We start from the raw sequence: 21,839 nt of genomic DNA, 5'->3' as shown, positions 1-21,839 counted from the left end.
GGCTCTTCTGGTCGGTATTTAGATAAGTGACGGGATGAGTTGGCCCGCCGGATCGGGGCGTTTGATTGTGACCGTAAAGTCCAGCTACTTCGCCGCCTCTTCATGCTGTGCCTTTCACGCCAGATGGGGCGGCCGCCATGTGATCAGCGCGGGGCCTTTGTGCGTAAGGCTGGCGTTTTCCGGTTGAGGTACGTAACCGGATGCCCGAGCTTGGCCGGAGTGGGGCCGGGGACATGCGACCAGCGGATATCGCTTGACATGGGTGGTGGAGGTGGGCGTCGATACCGACCGCCCCGGGCCAGCCGGTGGCCCGCACGTCCCCGCTGCGGCCCCCATAACGGGCCTGTGCGGGCCGACGGGGCCGCCCTCCGGCCCCGGGGCACGGCAACCCCCCGCTCCGGGCCGCCGGACGGCGACCCCGCGGTGATGGGCCGGGTACGCGATGCCGCCGGCGCCGCCGGTGGCGTCCTGCACGGGCCGTACCGTACCGACGGCGCTCGGCGGGGGCGCGGGGGCGGGGGAGCGCCGCAGGGACGCGACGCCGAGCAAGCGGTGACGCGAGGTCAGTGAACAAGGGAAGGTACGACAGCGACGATGAACGGAACCACCTTCAAGACGTGTTCCTGCCGGGATGAGGCGATCGGCAAGAAATTGGGCAAGGCCTGCCCGAAGCTGCGCCGCCCGGGCGGTGGGGAGTGGTGGAGCAGCACCCACGGCCGCTGGGCCTACCAACTCGAGTTGCCCGCGCACGCGGACGGGCGGCGGCGCAACCCGCTGCGACGGCGCGGTTTTGCCACGCTGGAGGAGGTCGAGGCCGAACTGGAGCACGCCCGCGCCCTGCTGGCGCTGGATGAAGACCCGCACATCCAGCGGAAGATCACCGAGCTGATGCTGGCCATGCTCAAGGACACCAAGACCCTTCCCGCGGTGGAAGAGGTCCGGCGCAAGGTCCGCACCCGCCAAGACCTCAACCCCACCGTCACCGTCGCCGAATGGATGCAAGAGTTCCTGCGGCGCAAGCGGAAGATCGACGCCACCACCCGGCGCTCGTATGAGGCGCACATCCGCCTGTACTTCACCCCCTACCTGGGTGACATCCGGCTGGATCGGCTGCGGGTGTCCGATGTGGCGGGGATGTTCGACGCGATCGAGGAGTTTAACGACGTCATCACCTCTGCCCGCGCCGGCGGCGTGCGGTATCGGCGGCCGGTCGGCCCGGCCACCATGCACCGCATCCGCGCCATCCTCCGGCACGCGCTGAACATCGCGATCAAGCAGGACCGGCTGATCGACTTCAACCCCGCCGCGGTGGTCGAACTCCCCGACGCCGACCGCCCCAAAGCACTGGTGTGGACCGATGAGCGGGTCGCCGACTGGAACCGCCACCTGCAAGACCGGCTCGGCGTCGAGCAGCGGCGGCGCGGGGCCCGGCTCAGCCGCGCCAGCATGATCAACGTGTACGCGTCCGTGCCGGAGGCCGTCGCCGGTGATGGTCTGGACGCCCTCCCACACCTACACCTTCCTCGCCCAAACAGCCACCCACCGGCTGTCGGCTCTCTATCGGCTGATCGCCCTGCGCGGGCTGCGCCGGGGCGAGGCGGTCGGGCTGCGCTGGAAGGACGTCGACCCGACCGCCGGGACCGCCGGGGTGCACTGGCAGATCACCCAGCTGGGCTGGGAACCGGTACAGGGCACGCCGAAGACCGAGGCCAGCGACCGCACCATCGCCCTCGACGAAGACACCATCACCGGGCTGCGCGGGCATCGCAAGCGGCAGGCTGCTGAGCGGCTGGCTGCGGGCGAGGCCTGGACGAACAGCGGGTTCGTGTTCACCGACGAGATCGGCGGGCCGCTGCATCCGCAGCAGGTCAGCGACCAGTTCTACCAGCTGGCCTTTCAGGTGGGGCTGCCACCGGTGCGGCTGCACGATCTCCGCCATGGGGCCGCCTCGCTGATGCTGGCCGCCGGGGTCGATCTGAAGGTCGTGCAGGAGACCCTCGGCCATGTCTCCTCCACCTTCACCCGCGACACCTACACCAGCGTCTACCCGGAGGTGGCCCGCGCCGCCGCCGAATCCACCGCCGCCATGGTCAACACCGCGGCCGCAGGCGCCCAGACCGCCCGGCTAATCACACTGCCGACCCACATCGGCGACACCACCAGCTGAACCACCAAAACCCAACAGGCCCGCCGATCCTCCGGCGGGCCTGCCTTTGTCTTCAGCAGCTGTCGTGTAGGTGATGTAGCCGATCGATCCTGAGCCTCGCGTGAACCGGCCATGCGTAAGCGCTTCGAGAAGCAGCGGATCTTTTATCTGCTGGTCACGAACGGCCTGGCTGGCGAGACGAGCCCACTTGGATAAGGTTTGACCGGTCATGAAGCCACCACTGACCAGCAACGATGTGCAGACGTTCCCGCTTGATCTTCGGATGGTCATCTCTGGGCTCTGAGCTTACGGTGACGTTCTAGATGATCTACCGCGATACACGGTCCGTACACAAGAGCAACCAGCGAGCAACCAACCATGATCAACAGCGAGCTCAGAGGCCGACGGGAACCGAGAAACCCCAGGTCGAACGCGGTATTGGAGAGTAGGGCGGATGGGACTTGAACCCACGACCCACGGATTATGAGTCCGATGCTCTCTATCGCCCTGCCGATGACTCCTTCTGCGGTCGTGCCGGACTATGACGGTGTGTGCTGGGCCGTACCGCAGGCGACCGACGTCACCAGCTAACTACCCCTCGTGGCCGAGCACGCGCCGCACTCCCGCCGCCCCCCAGATCGTGGCCAGCCCGGCATACACGCCCAGCAGCGCCATGCTCGCCGACCCGAGCACCACCGACGTGACGATCGCCAGGACGAGCACGGCCGTCCAGCCGTACAAGAGCGCCCGCCCGCGAGCCGAGCCCGTGTGCACGGCCTCCTGGACCGCGGTGACCAGAGCCATGACGGCCACGCCCGCCGTGCCGAGGGCGTCCTGGCCGAGAGCCACGCCCAGGACGAGCAGCGCCGCGCCCGCGATCACCAGGCCGCAGCACAGGACGGCCACGCGGGACTCCGCGCCCTCGAAGAGCAGCCGGGTGGCCTTGGCGCGGGCCAGCCGGAGCGTGGTCCAGGCCTCGGCGACCCACGCCGCCCAGTGCAGGACCGCGATGAGGATGAAGACCACGATGAGGGGCGGGACCGCGGGCAGCAGGAACACCAGCCGCCACCCCCCGCGGAACCTGCCCCGCAACCGCGAGAGCTGCCGGTAGAGGGGATTGCGCTGCTTCAGCGCGAGCACGAGCAGATCCCGGGCCTGGTCGAAGCCGGGGTCGAGGCGGAGGACCTCGCGGAAGGCGTCCGCCGCCCGGCGGGGGTCGCCGAAGGCCAGCTCCGCGCGGCCGTACGCCAGGTGCGCGGTGGCGCTCTCCGGGTCCAGCTGTACGGCGTGCGCGGCGGCGGCCGTGGCCTGCTCCGCCTCGCCGAGCCCGGTGAGGGCCACCGCCAGCAGGCTGGCCAGGTCGGACTCCTGCGGATCGACGGCCAGTCCACGGCGGGCCGCATCGGCCGCCTGCGGCCACTGGCCCTTGAACACGTGGACGCGGGCCAGCAGCTCCCAGGTCGGCGCGTACTCGGGCTCGAGGTCCAGGGAGGCGTGGACGGCGGTCAGCGCCTCATCGGGCCGGCCGGCTCGCAGATGCACCTGTCCGGCCACGTAGTGCGTGAACCACTGGTCGGGCGCCAGCCGTACCGCCTCATGCGCCTCCGCGATCGCCTCGGCCACGTTGCCCTGCTGGACCAGGGCGAGGGCCAGGAAGGAGTGCGCGGTGGTGTGCTGCGGTTCCTGGGCGAGGGCGCCGCGCAGCTCCCGTTCGGCCTCGGCCGGGCGGCGCATCTGCAGCAGTGTCCGCGCCCGCTGCACCGGGTCGGCGACGGTCACCACTTGCCCTTGACCCAGGGCATCAGCTCGTCCCAGGCGCCGGAGTCGTTGGCGTGCATCACGTAGTTGCGCGCGGTGGCCATCCACTCGCGAACCGCGGTCGGCCGTACGCTCTGCGCCGCGGCCAGCAGGTCGGGCGTCGACAGCGGGATGGGCCGGCCCGCGCTGATCGACTGCTGGAGCTTGACCTCCACCGCCCGGTCCACCACACCCTTCAGGTCCGCTCCGACGAAGTGGTCGGTGACCCGCGCGACCGCGTCGAAGTCCATCTCGGCCAGCGGCTTGTCACGGCACAGGATGCGCAGGATGGCCGCGCGGGCCGCGGGGTCGGGCGGTGGTACGAACACCGGCTGGTCGAAGCGGCCGGGACGGCGGAACGCCACGTCCACGTACCAGGGGGCGTTCGTGGCCGCCAGCACCAGGACACCCTCGTTGGCGTTCTGGTCCACGCCGTCGAGCTCGGCCAGGAACTGGTTGACCAGCTGCCGCGTGTGCGCCTGGCGCATGTCCGAGCGGCGGGCGGCCAGCGCGTCGACCTCGTCGAAGAACAGCACGCACGGCCGGTTGCGGCGGGCCAGATCGAACGTGGCCCGCAGGTTGCGCTCGCTGGAGCCGATGTACATGTCCAGGATGTCGGCCAGCCCGACGTTGACGAACGACGCGCCGAGCTCACCGGCGGCGGCCCTGGCCAGGTGCGTCTTGCCCGCTCCCGGTGGGCCGTACAGCAGCACCCCGCCACCGGCGCGCTTGCCGTACGCGGCGAACAGCTCCGGCTGCTGGATCGGCAGCAGGAGCTTGACCCTTAGCGACTCCTTGACCGCCTCCATGCCCGCCACCTCCGCGAAGGTGAGCTTGGAACGCTCGACCTCCGCAGTAGCCTGGTCCGCCGGAGCGGGCGCGGGCGGTGCCGGGTAGGGCGCCGCGTGCGGGGCGGGCGCGGGGTAGGGCGAGGCGGGCGCCGGCGGTGCGGCGTACGGCGACACGGGTGGGGCCGACAGCCGCGCGGCGAGGTCAGGATCGCCTACGGACGGATCACGGGAGACCGCCTCGTGGTAGCGGTAGGCAGCCCCGGCCGTGTCCCCCTCCCCGAGCAGCGCCCGAGCCGCCAGCACACCCAGCTTGGGCTGGTAGGCGGACGAGGTCAGCAACGGCTCGAGCGCGGCCAGCGCGGCGCCATAGGCGCTCTGCCGGACGAACGCCTCCGCCAGCCCGGCCGTGATGTCCGCGTCCTTGGGCGCGAGGACGAGCGCGGCGCGGTATTCGGCCTCGGCCTCGCCGAGATACCCCTTGGCCAGGAGCTGCCCGGCGAGATGCTGCCGGAGGGGAAGGTTGTCCGGAGAGAGACGCGCCGCATCGCGGAGCGCCTGGAGACCGGCATCGTCGAGCACGTGCCATCCCTTCTGTCGCAGGTTTCGGTCCGTCTTGAACTACGCAAGATACCGAAACCCACCCACACCGGTTAGCCGGCGGCGGAGTCGCGGGTGCGGCCGTGGGCGTCGTGCGGGAGGTCGGCGTAGTGCCACTGGTGGTCGCGGGCCTGCCGGCACGCGGTCTCCAGGTCGCCGTCCTCCATCGCGGCCAGCAACTCGGCGTGGTCGCGCACGATGTCGTGCAGGTCGACCTCGGTGGCGACCATCGTGACCGACGTGCGCGCCTCGATCTGCAGGCCCTCCCAGGAGAGCTTGAGCAGCTCGTTGTGCGCGGCCTCGACGATGCGCCGGTGGAAGGACACGCTGGCGCGCGCCGACGCCTCGCCGTCACCGCTCTCGGCGGCGGCCCGCATCGCCGCCACATCCGCCCGCAGCGCCTCCACCGGCACGGTCCCGGCCAGCAGGGCGAGCCGGGTGGCCGTCTCCTCCAGCGCCGCCCGCACGACGTAGCTCTCGCGCAGCGTCTCCTGGACGAAGGGACGGACGAAGGTGCCGCGGCGCGGCTGGGTCTCCACCAGCCGCATGACCTCCAGCTCGCGCAGCGCCTCGCGCACGGGCGCCTGGCTGGTGCCGTAGGTCGCCGCGAGCCGCGTCTCCACCAGCCGCTCGCCGGGCCTGAACTGGCCGGACACGATCCTGCTGACCAACGAGTCGCGGATCTGCCGCGCCAGCGTGAGCCGCGGCAGCTTGGAGGGCTCTTCGGTCATGAAACCGATCCTAAAGGCTCCTCTTGACGATGTCCGCACGATAATCAATTATCGATAATTAACGAAAGGGGCCGCACATGGTGATCCAGGCCGTGCACGTGCCGGAATCGGCCGAGGCCGCGGTCACCTACTCGGCACGGGGAGCCTGGATCATGGGCGGCGGCACCGTGGTGATGCCGCTGGTGAACAGCGGGGCCGCGCCCGCGACCGAGCTGGTCAGCCTGTGCCGGGCCGGGCTGGACGGCGTCGAAGTCCGCGCAGGGGTGGCCAGGATCGGCGCGGCGGCCACCCTCACCGCCGTCGGCGAGCATCCCGGGCTCGCCTTCCTGCGCCCGGCGCTGCGGACGATCGCCTCCCCGACCATCCGCAACCAGGCCACCGTGGGCGGCAACCTGTTCGTCGCCCAGCCGTACGGCGACCTGGCCATCTGCCTGCTCGCCCTCGACGCGACCTGCGAGATCGCCGGGCCGGACGGCCGGCGTGACGCGCCCTTGGCCGAGGTGCTGACCTCCGGGTCGCCTCAGGGGAGATCGTCGTGGCGGTACGGGCCGCGCCTCCCGAGCCGGGTGCCTGGCGCTACCACAAGGCCATGCGCCGCCGCCTGAACTCGGCGGCGATCGTGACCGTCGCCTCCGTGACCCGCACCGCCGACGGCCTGGTCACCTTCTCCAGGATCGCGCTCGGCGGAGTCGCCGCGCGTCCGGTCCGCGCGCTGTCGGCCGAGCGCCTGCTGCTGGGCCGTCCGCTGACCCACGAGGTCCTCACCGAGGCCGGCGTGGCGGCCCAAAGCGACATCGACCCCTTCGACGACGCCTACGCCAGCGCGTGGTACCGGGCTCGGGTCCTGCCGGTGCATCTGCGCCGCGCCTTCGTCCCCTGAATGAGTTGGCCAGATGAGAGGTGGGCCGTGCCGTCACAGATCGTCTCGCTCGTCGTCAACGGCGAGCGACGGGAGTTCATCGCCGCGCCGGGGGCCACGCTGCTCGCGAGCCTGCGCGAGTCGCTCGGGCTCACCGCGGCCAAGCGCGGCTGCGCGCAGGGCGCCTGCGGCACCTGCACCGTCCTGGTCGACGACCGGCCCGAGGCCGCCTGCCTGGTCGCGGTGGAGACCGTCGCGGGCCGCTCGGTCCGTACGCTGGAGGGGGTCGCCGCCGGCGGTGAGCTGGACGAGGTGCAGAGCGCCTTCGTCGACTGCTTCGCCACCCAGTGCGGCTTCTGCACGGCCGGCATGATCATGGTCGCCGAGGCGCTGCTCGACCGGAACGCCGATCCGAGCGAGGCCGACGTCGTCGAGGCGATCTCGGGCAACGTCTGCCGGTGCACCGGCTACCGGCCCATCGTGATCGCCATCATGGAGGCGGCCAGACGCCGTCGCGCGGCGGTGTCGCGATGACCTACCGGCTCGCCCCCATCGACACGAGCACCTTCGCCGCCGAACGCTCCGCCGCGGGCACGGGCGTGGACGGCGGCGACTTCACCGTCATCGGCTCGGTCGTCCAGCGCTCGGACGCGCGCGGGCACGTCACCGGGCGTACCGAGTTCTTCGAGGACGTGCTCCCGCCGCGGCTGGCGCACCTGAAGATGCACCGCTCGGCCCGGCATCACGCCAGGATCCTGGACGTGGACCTGACCGAGGCCCTGGCCGTGCCGGGCGTCCTGCGGATCCTCACCCACGCCGACATCCCGAACAACCTCTACACCCCGCTCAAGCTGATCGGCGTCGGACCGGACGACGAGCCCATCCTGGCCGTGGACAAGGTGCGCTACCTCGGCGAGCCCATCTGCGCGGTGGTCGCCGAGACCGAGTCCGCCGCGCTGGAAGGCGCGGCGAGGATCAGGGTCGCGTACGAGGACCTGCCGCCGGTCTTCGACGTCGAGGAGGCGTTGAAGGACGGCGCGCCGCTGGTCAACGAGTACCACGGGCAGAACCACTTCATCTACGAAGGCCACCACTGCCGCCGGATCCGCTTCGGCGACGTGGAGGAGGCGTTCGCGCGGGCCGACCACGTCTTCGAGTGGCGTTACCAGTCCGCGCCGATCGAGCAGGCTCCCGCCGAGACCACCGGCTGCGTCGTCGTCCCGCAGGCCGATGGGCGGCTGCGCATCCACTCCGACACCCAGGCGTGCTTCTTCACCCTGGACAACACCGCGCTGATCCTGGGCACGCCGTTCAACAAGCTGCGCATCGTCGGCGGGACGGTCGGCGGCGGCTTCGGCGGCAAGGTGGACGTGGTGGTCGAGCCGGTCGCGTGCGTGGCCGCGATGGCGGCCGACCGCCCGGTCAGGTTCGTCTACGACCGGGCCGAGGAGATGCAGGTCTCCTCGCCGCGCGCGGCCGAGCGCATCTACATCAAGGACGCCGTGATGGACGACGGCCAGATCATCGGCCGCAAGGTCACGCTGTACGTCGACGCCGGCGCGTACGCCCGCCACAGCCCGTACGGCACCACCAAGGCCGCCGCGCACCTGCCCGGCCCGTACGCGATCCCGAACGTGTGGGCCGACTGCCACTGCGTGTTCACCAACCGCACGCCGTCCAGCGCCATGCGCGGGTTCGGCGTGACCATCGCCGACTTCGCGCTGGAGTCGCAGATGGACCGGATCGCCCGCGCTCTGGACCTGGATCCGCTGCGGCTGCGCCTGCTCAACGCCTACCGCGACGGGGACCTCAAGGCCCACCGCAAGGTCGCCGAGGGCACGGCCCTGGTCGAAGTGATCCAGAAGGCGGCGGAGATGGCGGGGCACGAGCTGCCCGAGGCGTACCGCCGCATGTCCTCCACGAGCAGGGAAGGGCGGTAGCCATGGCGAAGCTGCGCGGGCGCGGGTACGCGTCGGTGAACTACCCGACCGGCATGAACCTGGGCGGCGACCCCTCGCAGGCGCTGATCCACGCCACGACCACGGGCACGTTCGTGATCTCGCTGTCCTCGGTGGACCTCGGCCAGGGCATCAAGACGATCGCCGCACAGTGCGCCGCGGAGACGCTCGGCCTGCCGATCGGGAACGTGCTGGTCGACACCGCCGACACCGACACCGGCCCGCACTGCATGGGCACCTTCGCCAGCCGCGGCACCCACCGCGTCGGCAACGCCGTCATCATGGCCGCGGCCGAGGCGCGCGGCGTGATGCTGGAGGTGGCCGCCGAGGAATTGGAGGTCGACGCCGCGGACCTGGAGACCGACGGGACCGGCTACATCAGGCTCAAGGGCGCGCAGGAGAAGGCCATCCACATCACCGACCTGGCGCTGGCCGCGCACTTCAAGCACGGACGGACGATCTCCGGCCGCGGCATCTATCTCAAGGAGCCGAGCGCACCGGTGCCCGAGACCGGGGAGATGGACCCCGACTCCTGCCAGGCGCACGCGTGCACGGCCGCCGTCGTCGAGGTCGACGACGAGACCGGGGTGGTCGAGGTGCTGGAGCTGTACAACGCCTACGAGATCGGCCGGGCGCTCAACCCGGCCATGGCGACGCAGCAGGTGGAGGGCGGGGCCTGGATGGGCGTGTCGCACGCCCTGTTCGAGACCACCGAGCCGTACTACCCCTCGCGCGACCACGGGCCGCACGACTTCGCCGGGTACCTGATGCCCGGTCCCGCCGACATTCCCATCCAGCACAGCCTGTTCCTGGAGCGCCCGGCCGGCAACGGGCCGTACGGCGCGAAAGGGATCGGGGAGATGACGGCGAACGCCCCGATCCCGGCCATCGCCAACGCCATCTTCGACGCCTGCGGCGTGCGCCTGGAGTCGATGCCGTTCACCCCCGAACGCGTCCTGCGCGGGCTGGACGCCCTGCGCGACACCTGAAACCGGAGGAACCATGCTGAAAGTCGTCTCGCTGCTCAAGCGCGCCGAGGGCCTGTCCCACGAGGAGTTCGCGAAGTGGGTGCTGGAGGACCACGCCGAGTTCGCCAGGCGGCTGCCCGGCCTGCGCAAGTACACCGTCAGCGTCGCCACCGGCGACGGCGGTCCCTACGACTCGGTGAACGAGCTGTACTTCGACGACGAGGACGCCCGCGCCGCCGCGTTCGGCTCCGAGCACGGCAAGGCCGCGGCGGCCGACGCCGCCGCGCACACCTCCCAGCGCGTCCACCTGCTGACCACCGAGCACGCGCAGTTGTGACCCCCGCCGCCTCCTGGCTCTCGCACGAGCGCGAGCTGGCCGCCGCGCTGGCGGGGGAGGGGTACTTCGCCGACGAGGGGCTGTGCACGGCCGTCCACCTGGCGCTGCGGCTGGGCCGGCCGCTCCTGCTGGAGGGCGAGCCGGGCGTCGGCAAGACCGAGGTCGCCGCGGTGCTCTCGCGCGTCACCGGCCTGGAACTGATCCGCCTGCAGTGCTTCGAGGGGCTGGACTCGGGCCAGGCCCTGTACGAGTGGGACTACCCCAAGCAGCTCCTCCACGTCCGGGTGGCCGAGAGCCGGGGCGAGGACATCGGCGATCTGTACCGCGAGGAGTTCCTGCTGCGCCGGCCGCTGCTGCGTGCCGTGCGGGCCGAGCGGGGGGCGGTGCTGCTGATCGACGAGATCGACCGGGCCGACAGTGAGTTCGAGGCGTTCCTGCTGGAGTTCCTGGGCGACTTCCAGATCACGATCCCGGAGCTGGGCACGGTGCGGGCGGGCACGCCGCCGATCGTGGTGCTGACCTCCAACCGCACGCGCGAACTGCACGACGCGCTCAAGCGGCGCTGCCTCTACCACTGGATCGCCTTCCCGGAGCCGGACCGGGAGCGGGCGATCCTGCGCGCGGCGATCCCCGGGCTGGAGGACCGGGCGGCGGACGGGCTCGTCCGGGCGGTAGAGCGGGTACGGCGGCTGCCGCTGCTCAAACGGCCCGGCATCGCCGAGTCGGTGGAGTGGGCACGCGGTGCGCTGGCGCTCGCCGAGGGCGGCAGCCCGTGGCCGGTGGCACTGCGGCGGGCACTCGGCCTGCTGATCAAGGACGAGGAGGACACCCGGCTGCTCCTCGAGCACGCGGAGGAGCTGTTCGGTGGTGTGTGAACCGGTCGCGCGGAAGCTGTTCGGTGGTGCGTGACCCGGTCGCGCTCGCTGCGGACCTCCTGTGGGGGTTCCTGACCGCGCTGCGCGGCGCGGGCGTGCCCGCCGCGCCGGCCAAGCGGGCGGACCTGCTGCGGGTGATCGCCGAGTCCCCGCCGCCCGACCTGACCACGCTGTACTGGTACGCCCGGATCACCCTGCTCCAGGACATCGGCGACCTGCCCGCCTTCGACCGGGTCTTCGATGCCTGGTTCCGGCAGGGCGGCCCCGGGCCCGCCGGGCCGCCGCCCGAAGGCGACAACGGTGGTGCGCCGTCCCCCGGCGGACCCGGCGAGGACGACCCGCCGCCTCATGAGGTGCGGCCGGGCGACGGTGTCGAGGCCAGCACTCTGAGCACGTACGGCACGCGCGAGTTCGGCCGGACCGGCGAACGGCGGCGCGTGCTCATGCGCACGCTCGAAGCCGCCTGGCCCGCCGTACTGCCCGCGACGCCGTCACGGCGGCGTCGACCGGCCCGGTCGGGGGACCGGCTGGACGTACGGCACGCGTTGCGGCGCGCCCACCGCCACGACGGGGAGATCATCGAGCTGCGGCGCCTGGCCCGCCCACCGCGCCCGCGCCGCCTGCTGATCCTGGTCGACGTCTCCGGCTCGCTGCGGCAGCACACCCCGGACCTGCTCCGCGTGGCGCACACCGCGCTGCGCGCGGCGCCGGCCCGTACCGAGGTGTTCTGCTTCGGCACCCGGCTCACCCGGATCACCGCCGCGCTGTCGCACCCGCACGCCGACCGGGCGCTGCGAGCGGTGTCGGGGCTGGTCACGGACGCCGACGGTGGCACGGCGATCGGCGCCGTGCTGGAGCGCTTCCTGGGCAACCCGCGGTTCGCGGCGCTCGCCCGCGGCGCGCTCGTGATCGTGCTGTCCGACGGGCTCGAACGCGGCGACTGCGCCCCCATGGTGCGCGCCACGGCTCGCCTGTCGCGGCTCGGCCACCGGCTCGTCTGGTGGTCCCCGCTGGCCTGCTCGCCCACCTACCGCCCCGCCACGCGCGCCATGGCCGCGCAGCTCCCGAGCCTGGACCACCTCGGCGGCGTACGCGATCTGGCCACCGCGCTGGCGGAGGTACGCCGCCTGCCCGCCGTCCTGTCCGGCCCCCGCCACACCGCGGCGCGGCGCTGGTCCACGATGGGAGAGACCCGATGACCTCCTCTTTCGCCCCCGATACCGGAATCGTCGACGCGCATCACCACATCTGGCGGGCCGCCGACCTGCCCTGGCTCCAAGGGGAGATGGTGCCGCGCATCTTCGGACCGTACGAGCCGATCCGCCGCGACTACCCCGTGTCCGAATACGCCGCGGAGGCCACCGCCTGCGGTATCACCTCGGCGGTCTACGTCCAGGCCAACTGGCCGCTCGACCGGTCCGTGGACGAGGTGCGGTGGCTGCGCGACGTGCACGCCGAGACGGGCTGGCCCACCGCCGTGGTGGGCTCCGCCGACCTGTTCGACGAGGGGGCGGCCGACGTCCTGCGGCACCAGGCCGCCATCACGCCGCTCGTCCGCGGCACCCGGCTGCAACTGCACTGGCACGAACGGCCGGAGTTCCGCTTCGCCTCCGCCCCCGATCGTATGAAGGACCCCGTCTTCCGGCGCAACCTCGCCGCGCTCGCCGATCTGGGCTGGCTGTTCGAGCTCCAGGTGTTCCCCGCCCAGATGGCCGACGCCGCGGACCTCGTCAACGATTTCCCCGATGTGACGTTCGTGCTGGTCCACGCAGGGATGCCGGTGGGCGCCGAACCGGCGGCCGTCGCGGAGTGGACGCGTGGCCTGGGGCTCCTGGCCGGGTGGCCCAACGTCGTGGTGAAGCTCACCGGCCAGGGCACCTTCGTGCACCGCGTGGACCGGCCGCTGATCGAGAGGGTGGCGGGCACCTGCCTGGACCTGTTCGGCTCCCGCCGCTGCATGTGGGGGAGCAACTTCCCGATCGAGAAGCTCTGGACCGACCTGCCCACCCTGCTCTCCACCTGGCAGGACGTGCTGTCCGGCAGATCCGCGGCGGAGCTCCGGGACGTGTTCACCGCGACGGCCACCCGGGTCTACCGCCTCTGACCGGCTCTACAGGATGATGTGGGCCCCTGTTGCGAATGCGTCCGAACACTTCTCCATTGTGCCGGGAAAGCCGTTGGCTAATTCTGCTGATTATTGCTTTGTCGGGTTAGCCGTCGTCTGATATAGGCATGATCGATGCGAAAGATCTCCAGAGTGCTCGGCATCCGGCGGTCGGGTGGTCAAGGCGATTATCGTTCGCCGTGCGCGTGCTGGTGGGCGCCGTCGCGATCGTCTTAGCCATTCCGGGCATCGCCTACGCCGTCCCGCCGACCGCCCTCGACGGGGCCGCGCCGTCGAGTGACCGCACCTACCAGCCGGCGTTCGACTATGACGGAGACGGCTGTTATCCCACGCCCGCCATCGGACGCGACGGAACCATCGCGCCGGGCCTGGCGCTGGGCGGCGCGGTCAACGGGCAATGCCATGACCTGTCCGACCTCGACAACACCAACTCCTATTCACGTTCCAAGTGCAATAACGGGTGGTGTGCCTACATTTACGGGCTCTACTTTGAAAAGGACCAGGCATTGCCCGGATGCTGTGGGCATCGGCACGACTGGGAGCACGTCGTGGTCTGGGTCCAGGGCGGCACCGCGCAGTACGTGGCGGCGTCCGCGCACGGCAGCTACAGCATCCGCTCGCGTGCGCAGCTCCCCTGGGATGACACCGGAACGCACCCGAAGATCATTTACCATAAGGACGGGCTCTCCACCCACGCGTTCCGCTTCGCCAACTTCGACGAGCAGCCGGAGAACCACAAGGGCACGTGGCAGTTCCCGGCACTGGTCGGCTGGGACGACTACCCGCCCGGCTTCCGCGACCTCCTGGTGGCGCACAATTTCGGCTCGGCCGTCTTCGGGCTCAAGGACGCCTCCTTCAACGGGGAACTGGCGAAGGCCAAACCGGCCGGCATCCCGTTCGACCCCAATGCCTGAACCGGCGTCGGCCGGTCAACACGTGAAGGGCCTGAGCGGACGGGTCAGCGCGACGCCGTCCGCCGGGTTGTCGTGCACGTACTTGGTCGCGACGATCTCGGCCGGCGCCGTTCCCCGCTCGACCCAGCGCACGATCGGGGTCAGCGTGTCGAAGACGTTCGGGCCGGGGCCGCCCGCGCAGTGGGTCATGCCGGGGACCATGAACAGCCGGGCGAACTCCTGTGTCCGCCGGACGGCCTGATGCGCGCCGCCGGTGGCGCGGACCACCTGGCGGTAGTAGTCGATGGTGTCGTAGGCGGAGACGACCGGGTCGGCCCAGCCCGTGTACATGATGAGCTTGCCGCCGCCGCGCCGGAACGGCGTGAGGTCCGGGTCGGTGGCGTCGATGATCGAGCCGAGTTTCTTCTCCGCGACGCGCAGGTCGCGGTGGTAGTCGAAGGACCACCAGTTCCAGTCCGGATCGTTGAAGACCCAGTAGCGCCAGAAGTTCGCCCGGGTCGGCGCGGTGGTGCCCCAGTACCCGTTCCATCCCACCCGTACGGTGCCCGACGCGTCCACCACGGGCGCTTCGCTGCCGACCGGCCAGCCTGGGTAGATCTGTTCGCCGGTACGCGGGTCGCGGGCGCCGGCGTACATCTCTCGTACCGCCTGTACCTGACGCTTCGTCAGGCAGGTGGGGGAGTCGTCGGCGGGGCACTGGAGCGAGGCGGGATCGAAGGAGCAGCGGCGCGGGTCGGTGAGGAAGTCGTCGGTCACCAGGCCGCCGTCCCTGCCTCGGCACTGCCGGACGGCCGCGTTCGTCAGCAGGGGCAGCTTGGCCGCCGGGAGGATCGGGTCAGGGGTGCCGGCGGTGTGATTGCGGAGGAACTGCCAGAGGAATCCCGCGTTGAGCGCGACCCGGTTGTTTCCCGGGTCACCCGCCACGATGCCGTCGAAGTCGCCCGGGTAGCGCTGGGCCTCCATCAGCGCTTGGTGACCGCCGGTGGAGCAGCCGATGAAATAGGAGTAGCGCGGCTTGGACCCGGTGTACGCCGCGACGATCGGCTTGGCGTTGACGATCGTCTCGTGGACCGCGCGGTGGCCCCAGTCCACGATGATCTCCGGGTTGGCGGCGCCCTGGCGGAACACGTCAGGGTCGTCACCGGTGTGCCCGGTGTCGGTGGCGACGGTCGCGTACCCGGCCGCCAGCGCGGCACTACCCATGGACGGGAAGTCCATGGCCGAGCTGTATCCGCCGTTGCCGAACATCAGCAGCCGCTGATTCCACCCCTGGCGGGGGATCCACACCTCGAAACCGATGGTGGAGCCGGGCACCGGCTTGGCGATGCCGTGGACCCGGCAGAACGCGGGCACCGACGGCAGGACCCGGCCGTCGGGAGCGGTGTAGCTCCCCGCGGGGACCGCTTCGGCGAGGGTGACGGTCGCGTCGGGCAGCGTCGTGGCGGTCAGGCTCTCGCACGTGCCGCTCTCCGCCGCCGCGGCGGAGGGAACGCTCAAGGGGAACGCCATCGACAGTACGGCGATCGCGGCCAAAAGCGTCCGAAAGCGGATGTCCTTCCCGGTGACCGTCCTCAGGCGGATCATGGCGTGACCGTGCCGAAGCGGATTTCGGTCCCGCCGTGTCCCACGCTCAGCCGGACCCGGCCCGCCGGGGCGTCGGAGTCGATCTCGGGATAGTCGTCGCTGGACACGGTCACGCGCAGGCTGTGGCCGGCGCTCAGCCGATAGTGGGTCGGCCAGGTGCGGATCTCCAGGTCATAGGTCTTGCCCGGCCGGACGGGGACCGCGCGTTCGTGGCCGGACCGGTGGCTCGCCTTCAGCCAGCCCTGGGTGACGCGGCCGGCCGTGCCGTCGGGGGCGACGTCCTCGACCACGACCGCGATGTTGCCGTCGGTGGCGCTGAAGGTGGCGCGCACCTTCGCGGTGACGTCACCGGCGAGGACGGTGTCCTGCTGGTAGGGCCGCGTCTGGAAGGTGAGCTTCTCGTCCGGGGCCGAGGGGGTCGTCTCGGTGTTGACGGTGAAGCCGAGGGTGGCCGGCTTGCTCCAGCCGGTCGTCAGCGCACCGTCGGCGCTCAGGCCGAGCCGGGTCCGCCGGGTGCCGGGAGGCGGCCAGGTGGTGAACTGCTGCCAGCCGGTGCCCGGAACCTGGTAGGAGGTCACTTTGGCGGCGGGCAGCGGCGCGTCACCGCGGTTGCCGAGCCACCGGTCCCACCAGGCGAGGTAGGCGCCGTTGCCGAGATCGGCGGGCTGGCCCGACGGCCAGCCGTGCACCCACGGGCCTGCGACCAGCCACACGTTCTTCGGACGGGCCTGGTAGTTCGCCACCATGGCGGCTCGGTACCTGTCGTACCATCCGGCGATCTCCAGGACCGGGACGTCCAGGTTCTGCCAGCGGGCCTTGACGCTGCGCTCTCGCCAGTAGTCGTCGTAGAGCGGGTGCTGGGCGTAGGTCACCAGGGTGTCCGGCGCGACGGCGCGCTGCCAGTCGCGGATCCTGGCCGAGTAGATGCCGCCTCGGTAGATGGTGTTCTCGTACCAGTCGCTGATGCCGTCGACGGGGATGATCGCGGCCAGGTGGGGCGGCTTGTTCACCGCGACCAGCAGGGAGGTGTGGCCGCCGTAGCTGACGCCGGTCTGCCCGATCCGGCCGGTGGACCAGGGCTGGGCGGCCAGCCACTCGATGAGGTCGTAGTTGTCGCGTTGTTCCTGCGCGCTGAACGGGTCGAGGCGTCCGGGCGAGGCGCCCGTGCCACGGACGTTGCACACGGCGGCGTTGTAGCCGCGGGTGACGAAGAAGGCGGCCGCTTGGCCCTGCCCCTGCAGTTGGTCGTAGGCGTTGTAGTCGTAGACGATGCCGGGGAAGCGGCCGTCGGCGGGCCGGCCGTCCGCGCCCGCGGGCCGGTGCAGGTCGCAGGCCAGGTGACCGCCGTCGCGCAACGGCACCGAGACCCGCTCGGTGTGCACGCCGTACGTGGCGGCCCGGTCGTAGGAGAAGAAGGGATCGGCCGGCAGCACGGTGTCGGCGTGTACGGGGGCCGGCGCGATGAGCGGCAGCGTCAAGACGGCGGACAGGGCGGCGGCGATCCTGCCGTACTTCATGGGGGGCTCCAACACGGTCAGAGGGAGATGGCGCCGGTCAGGAGAGCGGCCACGGTCATGACCAGGGTGGTGGCGAACGCCCAGCCGAAGATGAAGCGCTGGTGCCGGCCGAGTTGCACGCCGCTGAGGCCGATGAGGATGAACGTCGCGGCGGTGAGCGGGCTGAGCGGGAAGCCGGTGGTCATCTGGCCGAGAATGGCGGCCCTGGCCACCTCGGCGGACTCGATGCCGAAGCCGCCGGCGGTCTGGGCCAGGACGGGCAGCACGCCGAAGTAGTAGGCGTCAGGGGTGAAGACCAGGCTGAGCGGCATGCTCGTGATCGCGACCAGCACCGGCAGGTGACCGCCGAAGGAGTCGGGGATGACGTTGACGAACGCGGTGGCCATCTCGTTGATCATCTTGGTCCCGGTGAGGATCCCGGTGAAGACCCCCGCCGCGAAGATCATCGTGGTGACCAGGACGACGCTCTTGGCGTGCCTGTCGAGGAGCTCCTGCTGCTTCTCCCAGGAGGGATGGTTGACCAGCGCGGCGATCGCGAACCCGATCACGAACAGCACCGGAAGCGGCATCACCTGAAGGATCAGCCCGGCCAGCAACGCGATGGTCAGCGCCAGGTTGAAGGCGGTCAGCAGCGGGCGGGTGCGCGGCGGTGCGAGGGGCGTTCCGGGCCCGTCTCCGACTACCAGCTCGGGCTCCGGCTCCGGCTCGGGCAGGGACACGGTGCCGAGGCGGCGGCGTTCCCGCAGGCCGATCAGGTACGACGCCACCAGCACCCAGACGATGCCGATGACCATCGCGGGCAGGACCGGGGTGAACACCTGCGAGCTGTCCAGCTTCAGCACGGCCATCGCCCGCGCGGTGGGACCGCCCCAGGGGATCATGTTCATCACGCCCGCGCCCAGGCAGACGACACCGGTGAGCACCAGGGGGCTCATCTTGAGCCGCTTGTAGACGGGCAGCAGGGCGGAGACGGTGATGAGGAAGGTCGAGGCGCCGTCGCCGTCCAGGGCCACGCACATCGTGATGACGGCGGTGCCGACGGCGATCCGCAGCGGGTCGTCCTTGGCCAGGCGCAGGATGCCGCGGATCAGCGGATCGAAGAGCCCCGTGTCGATCATCAGGCTGAAATAGAGCACCGCGAAAGCGATCATGATGCCCGTGGGCGCCACCTTGCCCAGGCCGCTGAGGATCATCGGCCCCATCTCGGCACCGAAGCCGCCGGCCAGCGCGGTCAGCACCGGCACCAGCACCAGCGCGGTGAGGACCGAGACACGCCTGGTCATGGTGAGTGCCAGGAACAGGCCGATGGTGAGAAAGCCGAGGAGCGCGATCATCGAGGACCTTTCGGAGGGTTACGGAGAAGTTTCCGAGCGCTGACCTTTCGCGTCCACCATCAAAAGAGGATTTATCCATGCGGTATATGCATAGGTTGGTCCCATGGACGCTACCCTCCGGCAACTCGCCGCCTATGTCGCCGTGGCCAGAGCGGCGAGCTTCACCGCCGCGGCGGCGAAGCTGCACGTCTCGCAGTCGACGTTGAGCCGCGCGGTCGCCGACCTGGAGCGGGTGCTCGACGTCCGCCTGCTGGAGCGCGACACCCGCAACGTCCAGCTCACCGCGGCGGGCCTGGAGACCCTGCGGGTGGCCGAGCAGATCGTCGGCGCCCACGAGTCGGGGATGAAGGAGCTGCGGCGCTTCCTGCTCGGTGAGTCGGGGGTGGTGGCCGTGGCCACCCTGCCCTCGGTCGCGGCGGTGCTGCTGCCGCGCATGATCTCCGCTTTCCGGCGGCAGCGCCCGCAGGTGGCGGTCCGCATCATGGACGGGCTCGAACGGGCCGTGCTCGGCCGGGTGCTGTCGGGCGACGCCGACTTCGCGATCACCACGGTCGGCGCGTCGCCGGACCGGCTTGAGCATCGTCCGCTGATCCGCGACCAGTTCCACGCCGTGCTGCCCGAGGGGCACCCGCTCGCCGACCGGGACGAGGTCACCTGGGAGGACCTGGCCGCCGAGCCGTTCCTGGCCGTCGGGCCGGAATCCAGTGTCCGCAGGCTCACCGACGCGGCGTTCGCCCAGGCGGGAGCCCGCCCGACGCTCGCGGCGGAGGCCGGCAACGTGGCGACGGTGGGCGGCCTGGTCGCCGCCGGTCTCGGGGTGTCGGCCATGCCCGCCCTGGTGCTGCCCCTCCTGGGTCCGGGGCGCGTCGTGCATCGCCGGTTGACCGGTCCCGTGGTCGAGCGGCGCCTGGACGTCGTTGTCCGCGCGCGCCGCACCCTGCCGCTGGCGGCGAGCGCGTTCCTCGGCCTGCTCGAAGAGTTCCGTACGGAGCTGCCGGCCGGGGTCTCGTGGATTGGTTAATGCGTAAATAGCATGAATTTATCGATCTTTTGTGCTGGACCCGCATTTCTCGCCTTGGGCAGGATGACAGGACCGGACAGTGCGAAGGAGCTCATGCGTGGCGACCGAACAGCAGCACGGCCAGGGGCAGTTGCGTGGTCTGAAAGTGGTGGAGTTCGCCCATGTGGTCGCCGGGCCGCTGGCCGGGTCCATGCTCGCCGACCAGGGCGCCGACGTGATCCACGTCGAACCCCCGGGCGTCGGCGACGCCGCCCGTGCCATGGGCCCCACCCGCGACGGCGTGCCGTTGTGGTTCAAGGTCGCGGGCCGCAACAAACGCTCCGTCACCCTGGACCTGCACGACCCCGACGGCCGGCAGGTGGCGCACCGGCTCGTGGCCTGGGCCGACGTGGTGATCGTCACGCTCCGCCCCGGCCGGCTGCGGGCCTGGGAGCTCGACTGGGAGGCCGTACACCGGATCAACCCCAAGGCCGTCCTGCTGCAGATCTCCGGATTCGGCGCGACGTCGTCCCTGGCGGACGCACCGGGCTTCGGCAAGGTCGGCGAGGCCAGGAGCGGCGTGGTGCACCTGACCGGGTTCCCCGACGGTCCTCCTGTGCACACCGGATTCTCCCACGGCGACGCGGTGACCGGGCTGATGGGCGCCTACGCCGTGCTCGCCGCCCTGCACCGCCGGGCGCACGACCCCGGCTTCGACGGCGAGTGGATCGACCTGGCCCTGTTCGAGCCCCTGTTCCGGCTCGTCGAATGGCAGGTCATCACGCACGACCAGCTCGGCGTCGTACCCGGCAGGTCCGGCAACCAGCTTGCCGTCGCCCCCGCCGCGGTCATCAACACCTACCTGTCGCGCGACGGCGACTGGATCACCGTGACCTCCGCGACCGTCCGCTCGGTGCTGAACGTCGTCCGGCTCCTGGGCCTGCCCGAGGAGGAGTACGCCACGACGCAGCGGCAGCTCGCCGGACGGGAGACGCTGGACCAAGGGCTGCGTGACTGGGTGGCCGCCCGCGGGACCGCCGAGTGCCTGCGCGCGTTCGCCGACGCCGAGGTGGTCGCCTCACGCGTCTTCACGGCCGAGGACATCGCCGCCGATCCCGTGTACGCCGAACGCGGCGACATCATCACGGTCGACGACCCCGACCTCGGGCCGGTCCGCATGCAGGCCGCTCTCCCGCACTTCCATCAGCGGCCCGGGCACGTCTGGCGAACCGGACCCGCGCTCGGCCAGGACAACGCCCTCGTCTACCGCCAGTGGCTCGGGCTCGGCGCGGACGAGCTCGCGGAACTGGAGAAGCGCGGTGTCATCTGAACGCCTCCCGCTGCGCTCCCTGCTCTTCGTCCCGGGCACCAGAACCGAGTGGCTGGCCAAGGCGGCGGCCGCCGGAGCCGACGCGGCCATCCTCGACCTGGAGGACGCCGTCCCGCCGGCCGGCAAGGCCGCCGCGCGGGCCCGGGTGGCCGACGCCATCGCCGGCGCGACGGGCGACATGGCGCTCTTCGTCCGGATCAACCCGCTCGACGGCTGGACGGCCGCAGAGGACCTGCGCGCCATCACGCACGCCCGCCTCGCCGGAGTGGTCCTGCCCAAGGTCGGTGACCCAGAGGACGTACGCCTGGCCGACCGGCTCCTGACCTGGTGCGAGCGCGAACACGGCCTGCCCGAGGGCCACCTCGCGCTGGTGCCGCTGCTGGAGAGCGCCGCCGCGCTGCGTGGGGCGTACGACATCGCCAGGGCCGCTCCCCGCGTCGCCTACCTGGGCGCGGTCACCGGCAAGGGCGGCGACGTCGAGCGGGCGATCGGCTACCGCTGGAGCCCGCAGGGCACCGAAACCCTGACACTGCGTTCCCGGGTCCTGCTGGACGTCCGGGCGGCGGGCGCGCCCTGCCCGATCGCCGGCCTGTGGACCAACCTCGCCGACCTCGAAGGGCTGCGGGCGTTCGCCGAGCAGAACCGCTCCCTCGGTTACGAGGGCATGATGGCCATCCACCCCTCCCACATCCCCGTGATCAACGAGGCGTTCTCACCCACCCCCGAGGAGCTCGCCCGCTACGCGCGGATGATCGCCGCCGTGGAGGAGGCGCAGGCACGCGGCGCTGGAGCGATCACCTTCGAAGGGGACATGGTGGACGAGGCCATGGCGGCGCGAGCACGAGCCGTTCTCCAGAAGGCCGGAATGTCTTCCATCTGACGGGGAGAGCGGTATCCGGGAGACCGAGCGAGATCTATGGTTCAGGCGCACGAAATCGGCAGGTCCGTCCTGGATGTTCCGAAGGAGTCGCGTACA

21 protein-coding genes and 1 tRNA gene are annotated in these 21,839 nt (G+C 71.1%); 15 read left to right on the top strand and 7 right to left on the bottom strand.

The annotated features are described in order from the left end of the window. The first annotated feature begins 345 nt into the window (after positions 1 to 345). Entirely contained in the window at positions 346 to 570 is a 225-nt protein-coding gene (locus tag AB0B91_RS21070; protein ID WP_358321873.1) for a hypothetical protein, read from the top strand. A 919-nt stretch (positions 571 to 1,489) separates the two neighbouring features. Next, complete coding sequence (locus tag AB0B91_RS21065) at positions 1,490 to 2,167, top strand: site-specific integrase (protein WP_358322208.1); 678 nt, start codon at positions 1,490 to 1,492, stop codon at positions 2,165 to 2,167. 425 nt (positions 2,168 to 2,592) lie between these two features. Here the strand turns inward: AB0B91_RS21065 and AB0B91_RS21060 are convergent. The 4 genes from AB0B91_RS21060 to AB0B91_RS21045 all read right to left on the bottom strand — a co-directional run bounded on the left by AB0B91_RS21060 (position 2,593) and on the right by AB0B91_RS21045 (position 6,062). Continuing rightward, a tRNA-Met gene (locus AB0B91_RS21060) sits at positions 2,593 to 2,655 on the bottom strand. Between the two features lie 82 nt (positions 2,656 to 2,737). After that, the gene (locus AB0B91_RS21055; RefSeq protein WP_358321871.1) at positions 2,738 to 3,925 is read right to left on the bottom strand and encodes a tetratricopeptide repeat protein; all 1,188 of its coding nucleotides are present in this window, start codon (positions 3,923 to 3,925) and stop codon (positions 2,738 to 2,740) included. Then, positions 3,922 to 5,313, bottom strand: a complete 1,392-nt coding sequence (locus AB0B91_RS21050; protein ID WP_358321868.1) for an AAA family ATPase — start codon at positions 5,311 to 5,313, stop codon at positions 3,922 to 3,924. Before AB0B91_RS21050 ends, AB0B91_RS21055 begins: the two co-directional genes overlap by 4 nt. Before the next feature lie 71 nt (positions 5,314 to 5,384). After that, positions 5,385 to 6,062 (bottom strand): GntR family transcriptional regulator, encoded by a 678-nt coding sequence (locus AB0B91_RS21045; protein WP_214636703.1) that lies wholly within the window; start codon positions 6,060 to 6,062, stop codon positions 5,385 to 5,387. Positions 6,063 to 6,139: 77 nt separating this feature from the next. Here AB0B91_RS21045 and AB0B91_RS21040 point away from each other — a divergent pair, with 77 nt between their 5' ends. The 10 genes from AB0B91_RS21040 (at position 6,140) to AB0B91_RS20995 (ending at position 14,098) form a co-directional block, all read left to right on the top strand. Further along, positions 6,140 to 6,667, top strand: coding sequence for an FAD binding domain-containing protein (locus AB0B91_RS21040; RefSeq protein ID WP_358321865.1), 528 nt, complete (start codon positions 6,140 to 6,142; stop codon positions 6,665 to 6,667). Continuing rightward, positions 6,652 to 6,942 (top strand): hypothetical protein, encoded by a 291-nt coding sequence (locus tag AB0B91_RS21035; protein ID WP_358321862.1) that lies wholly within the window; start codon positions 6,652 to 6,654, stop codon positions 6,940 to 6,942. The genes AB0B91_RS21040 and AB0B91_RS21035 overlap by 16 nt, the downstream gene beginning before the upstream one ends. 27 nt (positions 6,943 to 6,969) lie before the next feature. Continuing rightward, entirely contained in the window at positions 6,970 to 7,455 is a 486-nt protein-coding gene (locus AB0B91_RS21030; protein ID WP_358321859.1) for a (2Fe-2S)-binding protein, read from the top strand. After that, positions 7,452 to 8,861: a molybdopterin cofactor-binding domain-containing protein gene (locus AB0B91_RS21025; protein ID WP_358321856.1), complete on the top strand. Its 1,410-nt coding sequence runs from the start codon at positions 7,452 to 7,454 to the stop codon at positions 8,859 to 8,861. Before AB0B91_RS21030 ends, AB0B91_RS21025 begins: the two co-directional genes overlap by 4 nt. A gap of 2 nt (positions 8,862 to 8,863) precedes the next feature. Continuing rightward, positions 8,864 to 9,868, top strand: coding sequence for a molybdopterin cofactor-binding domain-containing protein (locus AB0B91_RS21020; protein ID WP_358321854.1), 1,005 nt, complete (start codon positions 8,864 to 8,866; stop codon positions 9,866 to 9,868). Positions 9,869 to 9,881: 13 nt separating this feature from the next. After that, positions 9,882 to 10,184 carry an EthD family reductase gene (locus AB0B91_RS21015; protein ID WP_358321851.1) on the top strand — a complete coding sequence of 101 codons (303 nt, stop codon included), beginning with the start codon at positions 9,882 to 9,884 and terminating at the stop codon, positions 10,182 to 10,184. Then, positions 10,181 to 11,059 (top strand): MoxR family ATPase, encoded by an 879-nt coding sequence (locus AB0B91_RS21010; protein ID WP_358321848.1) that lies wholly within the window; start codon positions 10,181 to 10,183, stop codon positions 11,057 to 11,059. The genes AB0B91_RS21015 and AB0B91_RS21010 overlap by 4 nt, the downstream gene beginning before the upstream one ends. Before the next feature lie 26 nt (positions 11,060 to 11,085). Next, entirely contained in the window at positions 11,086 to 12,258 is a 1,173-nt protein-coding gene (locus AB0B91_RS21005) for a VWA domain-containing protein (protein ID WP_358321845.1), read from the top strand. Further along, a complete protein-coding gene (locus AB0B91_RS21000) occupies positions 12,255 to 13,163 on the top strand; it encodes an amidohydrolase family protein (RefSeq protein WP_358321842.1) in 909 nt (302 codons plus the stop codon). Before AB0B91_RS21005 ends, AB0B91_RS21000 begins: the two co-directional genes overlap by 4 nt. A 200-nt stretch (positions 13,164 to 13,363) precedes the next feature. Next, entirely contained in the window at positions 13,364 to 14,098 is a 735-nt protein-coding gene (locus AB0B91_RS20995; protein WP_358321840.1) for an NPP1 family protein, read from the top strand. Between the two features lie 15 nt (positions 14,099 to 14,113). On the opposite strand, the gene AB0B91_RS20990 is transcribed toward AB0B91_RS20995, so the two are convergent. The 3 genes from AB0B91_RS20990 to AB0B91_RS20980 are packed head-to-tail and all read right to left on the bottom strand — an operon-like array spanning position 14,114 to position 18,533. After that, positions 14,114 to 15,682 carry a tannase/feruloyl esterase family alpha/beta hydrolase gene (locus AB0B91_RS20990; protein WP_358321837.1) on the bottom strand — a complete coding sequence of 523 codons (1,569 nt, stop codon included), beginning with the start codon at positions 15,680 to 15,682 and terminating at the stop codon, positions 14,114 to 14,116. Further along, complete coding sequence (locus AB0B91_RS20985; RefSeq protein WP_358321834.1) at positions 15,679 to 17,199, bottom strand: CocE/NonD family hydrolase; 1,521 nt, start codon at positions 17,197 to 17,199, stop codon at positions 15,679 to 15,681. Before AB0B91_RS20985 ends, AB0B91_RS20990 begins: the two co-directional genes overlap by 4 nt. Before the next feature lie 17 nt (positions 17,200 to 17,216). Then, on the bottom strand, positions 17,217 to 18,533 hold the full coding sequence (locus AB0B91_RS20980) for a citrate:proton symporter (protein WP_358321832.1): 1,317 nt from the start codon (positions 18,531 to 18,533) through the stop codon (positions 17,217 to 17,219). Between the two features lie 103 nt (positions 18,534 to 18,636). On the opposite strand from AB0B91_RS20980, the gene AB0B91_RS20975 reads away from it, so the two are divergent. The 3 genes from AB0B91_RS20975 (at position 18,637) to AB0B91_RS20965 (ending at position 21,743) form a co-directional block, all read left to right on the top strand. Further along, entirely contained in the window at positions 18,637 to 19,554 is a 918-nt protein-coding gene (locus tag AB0B91_RS20975; RefSeq protein WP_358321829.1) for a LysR family transcriptional regulator, read from the top strand. A 97-nt stretch (positions 19,555 to 19,651) separates the two neighbouring features. Then, positions 19,652 to 20,863, top strand: coding sequence for a CoA transferase (locus AB0B91_RS20970; protein ID WP_358321826.1), 1,212 nt, complete (start codon positions 19,652 to 19,654; stop codon positions 20,861 to 20,863). Beyond that, positions 20,853 to 21,743, top strand: coding sequence for a CoA ester lyase (locus AB0B91_RS20965; RefSeq protein ID WP_358321823.1), 891 nt, complete (start codon positions 20,853 to 20,855; stop codon positions 21,741 to 21,743). Before AB0B91_RS20970 ends, AB0B91_RS20965 begins: the two co-directional genes overlap by 11 nt. Positions 21,744 to 21,839: the final 96 nt, after the last annotated feature.

The sequence above is a fragment of the Nonomuraea sp. NPDC049141 genome (genome assembly GCF_040648415.1).
In the GTDB taxonomy this organism is placed as follows: domain Bacteria; phylum Actinomycetota; class Actinomycetes; order Streptosporangiales; family Streptosporangiaceae; genus Nonomuraea.
Note: the sequence above shows the minus strand (reverse complement) of the source record. Positions and strands in the feature narration are given on the sequence as shown.

Bases quoted from the DNA above. Each gene is read 5' to 3' on its own strand.
- AB0B91_RS21045 (WP_214636703.1), bottom strand. From the start codon at position 6,062: ATGACCGAAGAGCCCTCCAAGCTGCCGCGGCTCACGCTGGCGCGGCAG.
- AB0B91_RS21020 (WP_358321854.1), top strand. From the start codon at position 8,864: ATGGCGAAGCTGCGCGGGCGCGGGTACGCGTCGGTGAACTACCCGACC.
- AB0B91_RS20975 (WP_358321829.1), top strand. From the start codon at position 18,637: ATGGACGCTACCCTCCGGCAACTCGCCGCCTATGTCGCCGTGGCCAGA.
- AB0B91_RS21000 (WP_358321842.1), top strand. From the start codon at position 12,255: ATGACCTCCTCTTTCGCCCCCGATACCGGAATCGTCGACGCGCATCAC.
- AB0B91_RS21035 (WP_358321862.1), top strand. From the start codon at position 6,652: ATGCGCCGCCGCCTGAACTCGGCGGCGATCGTGACCGTCGCCTCCGTG.
- AB0B91_RS21040 (WP_358321865.1), top strand. From the start codon at position 6,140: ATGGTGATCCAGGCCGTGCACGTGCCGGAATCGGCCGAGGCCGCGGTC.
- AB0B91_RS20980 (WP_358321832.1), bottom strand. From the start codon at position 18,533: ATGATCGCGCTCCTCGGCTTTCTCACCATCGGCCTGTTCCTGGCACTC.
- AB0B91_RS21015 (WP_358321851.1), top strand. From the start codon at position 9,882: ATGCTGAAAGTCGTCTCGCTGCTCAAGCGCGCCGAGGGCCTGTCCCAC.
- AB0B91_RS21025 (WP_358321856.1), top strand. From the start codon at position 7,452: ATGACCTACCGGCTCGCCCCCATCGACACGAGCACCTTCGCCGCCGAA.
- AB0B91_RS21065 (WP_358322208.1), top strand. From the start codon at position 1,490: ATGGTCTGGACGCCCTCCCACACCTACACCTTCCTCGCCCAAACAGCC.
- AB0B91_RS20990 (WP_358321837.1), bottom strand. From the start codon at position 15,682: ATGATCCGCCTGAGGACGGTCACCGGGAAGGACATCCGCTTTCGGACG.
- AB0B91_RS20985 (WP_358321834.1), bottom strand. From the start codon at position 17,199: ATGAAGTACGGCAGGATCGCCGCCGCCCTGTCCGCCGTCTTGACGCTG.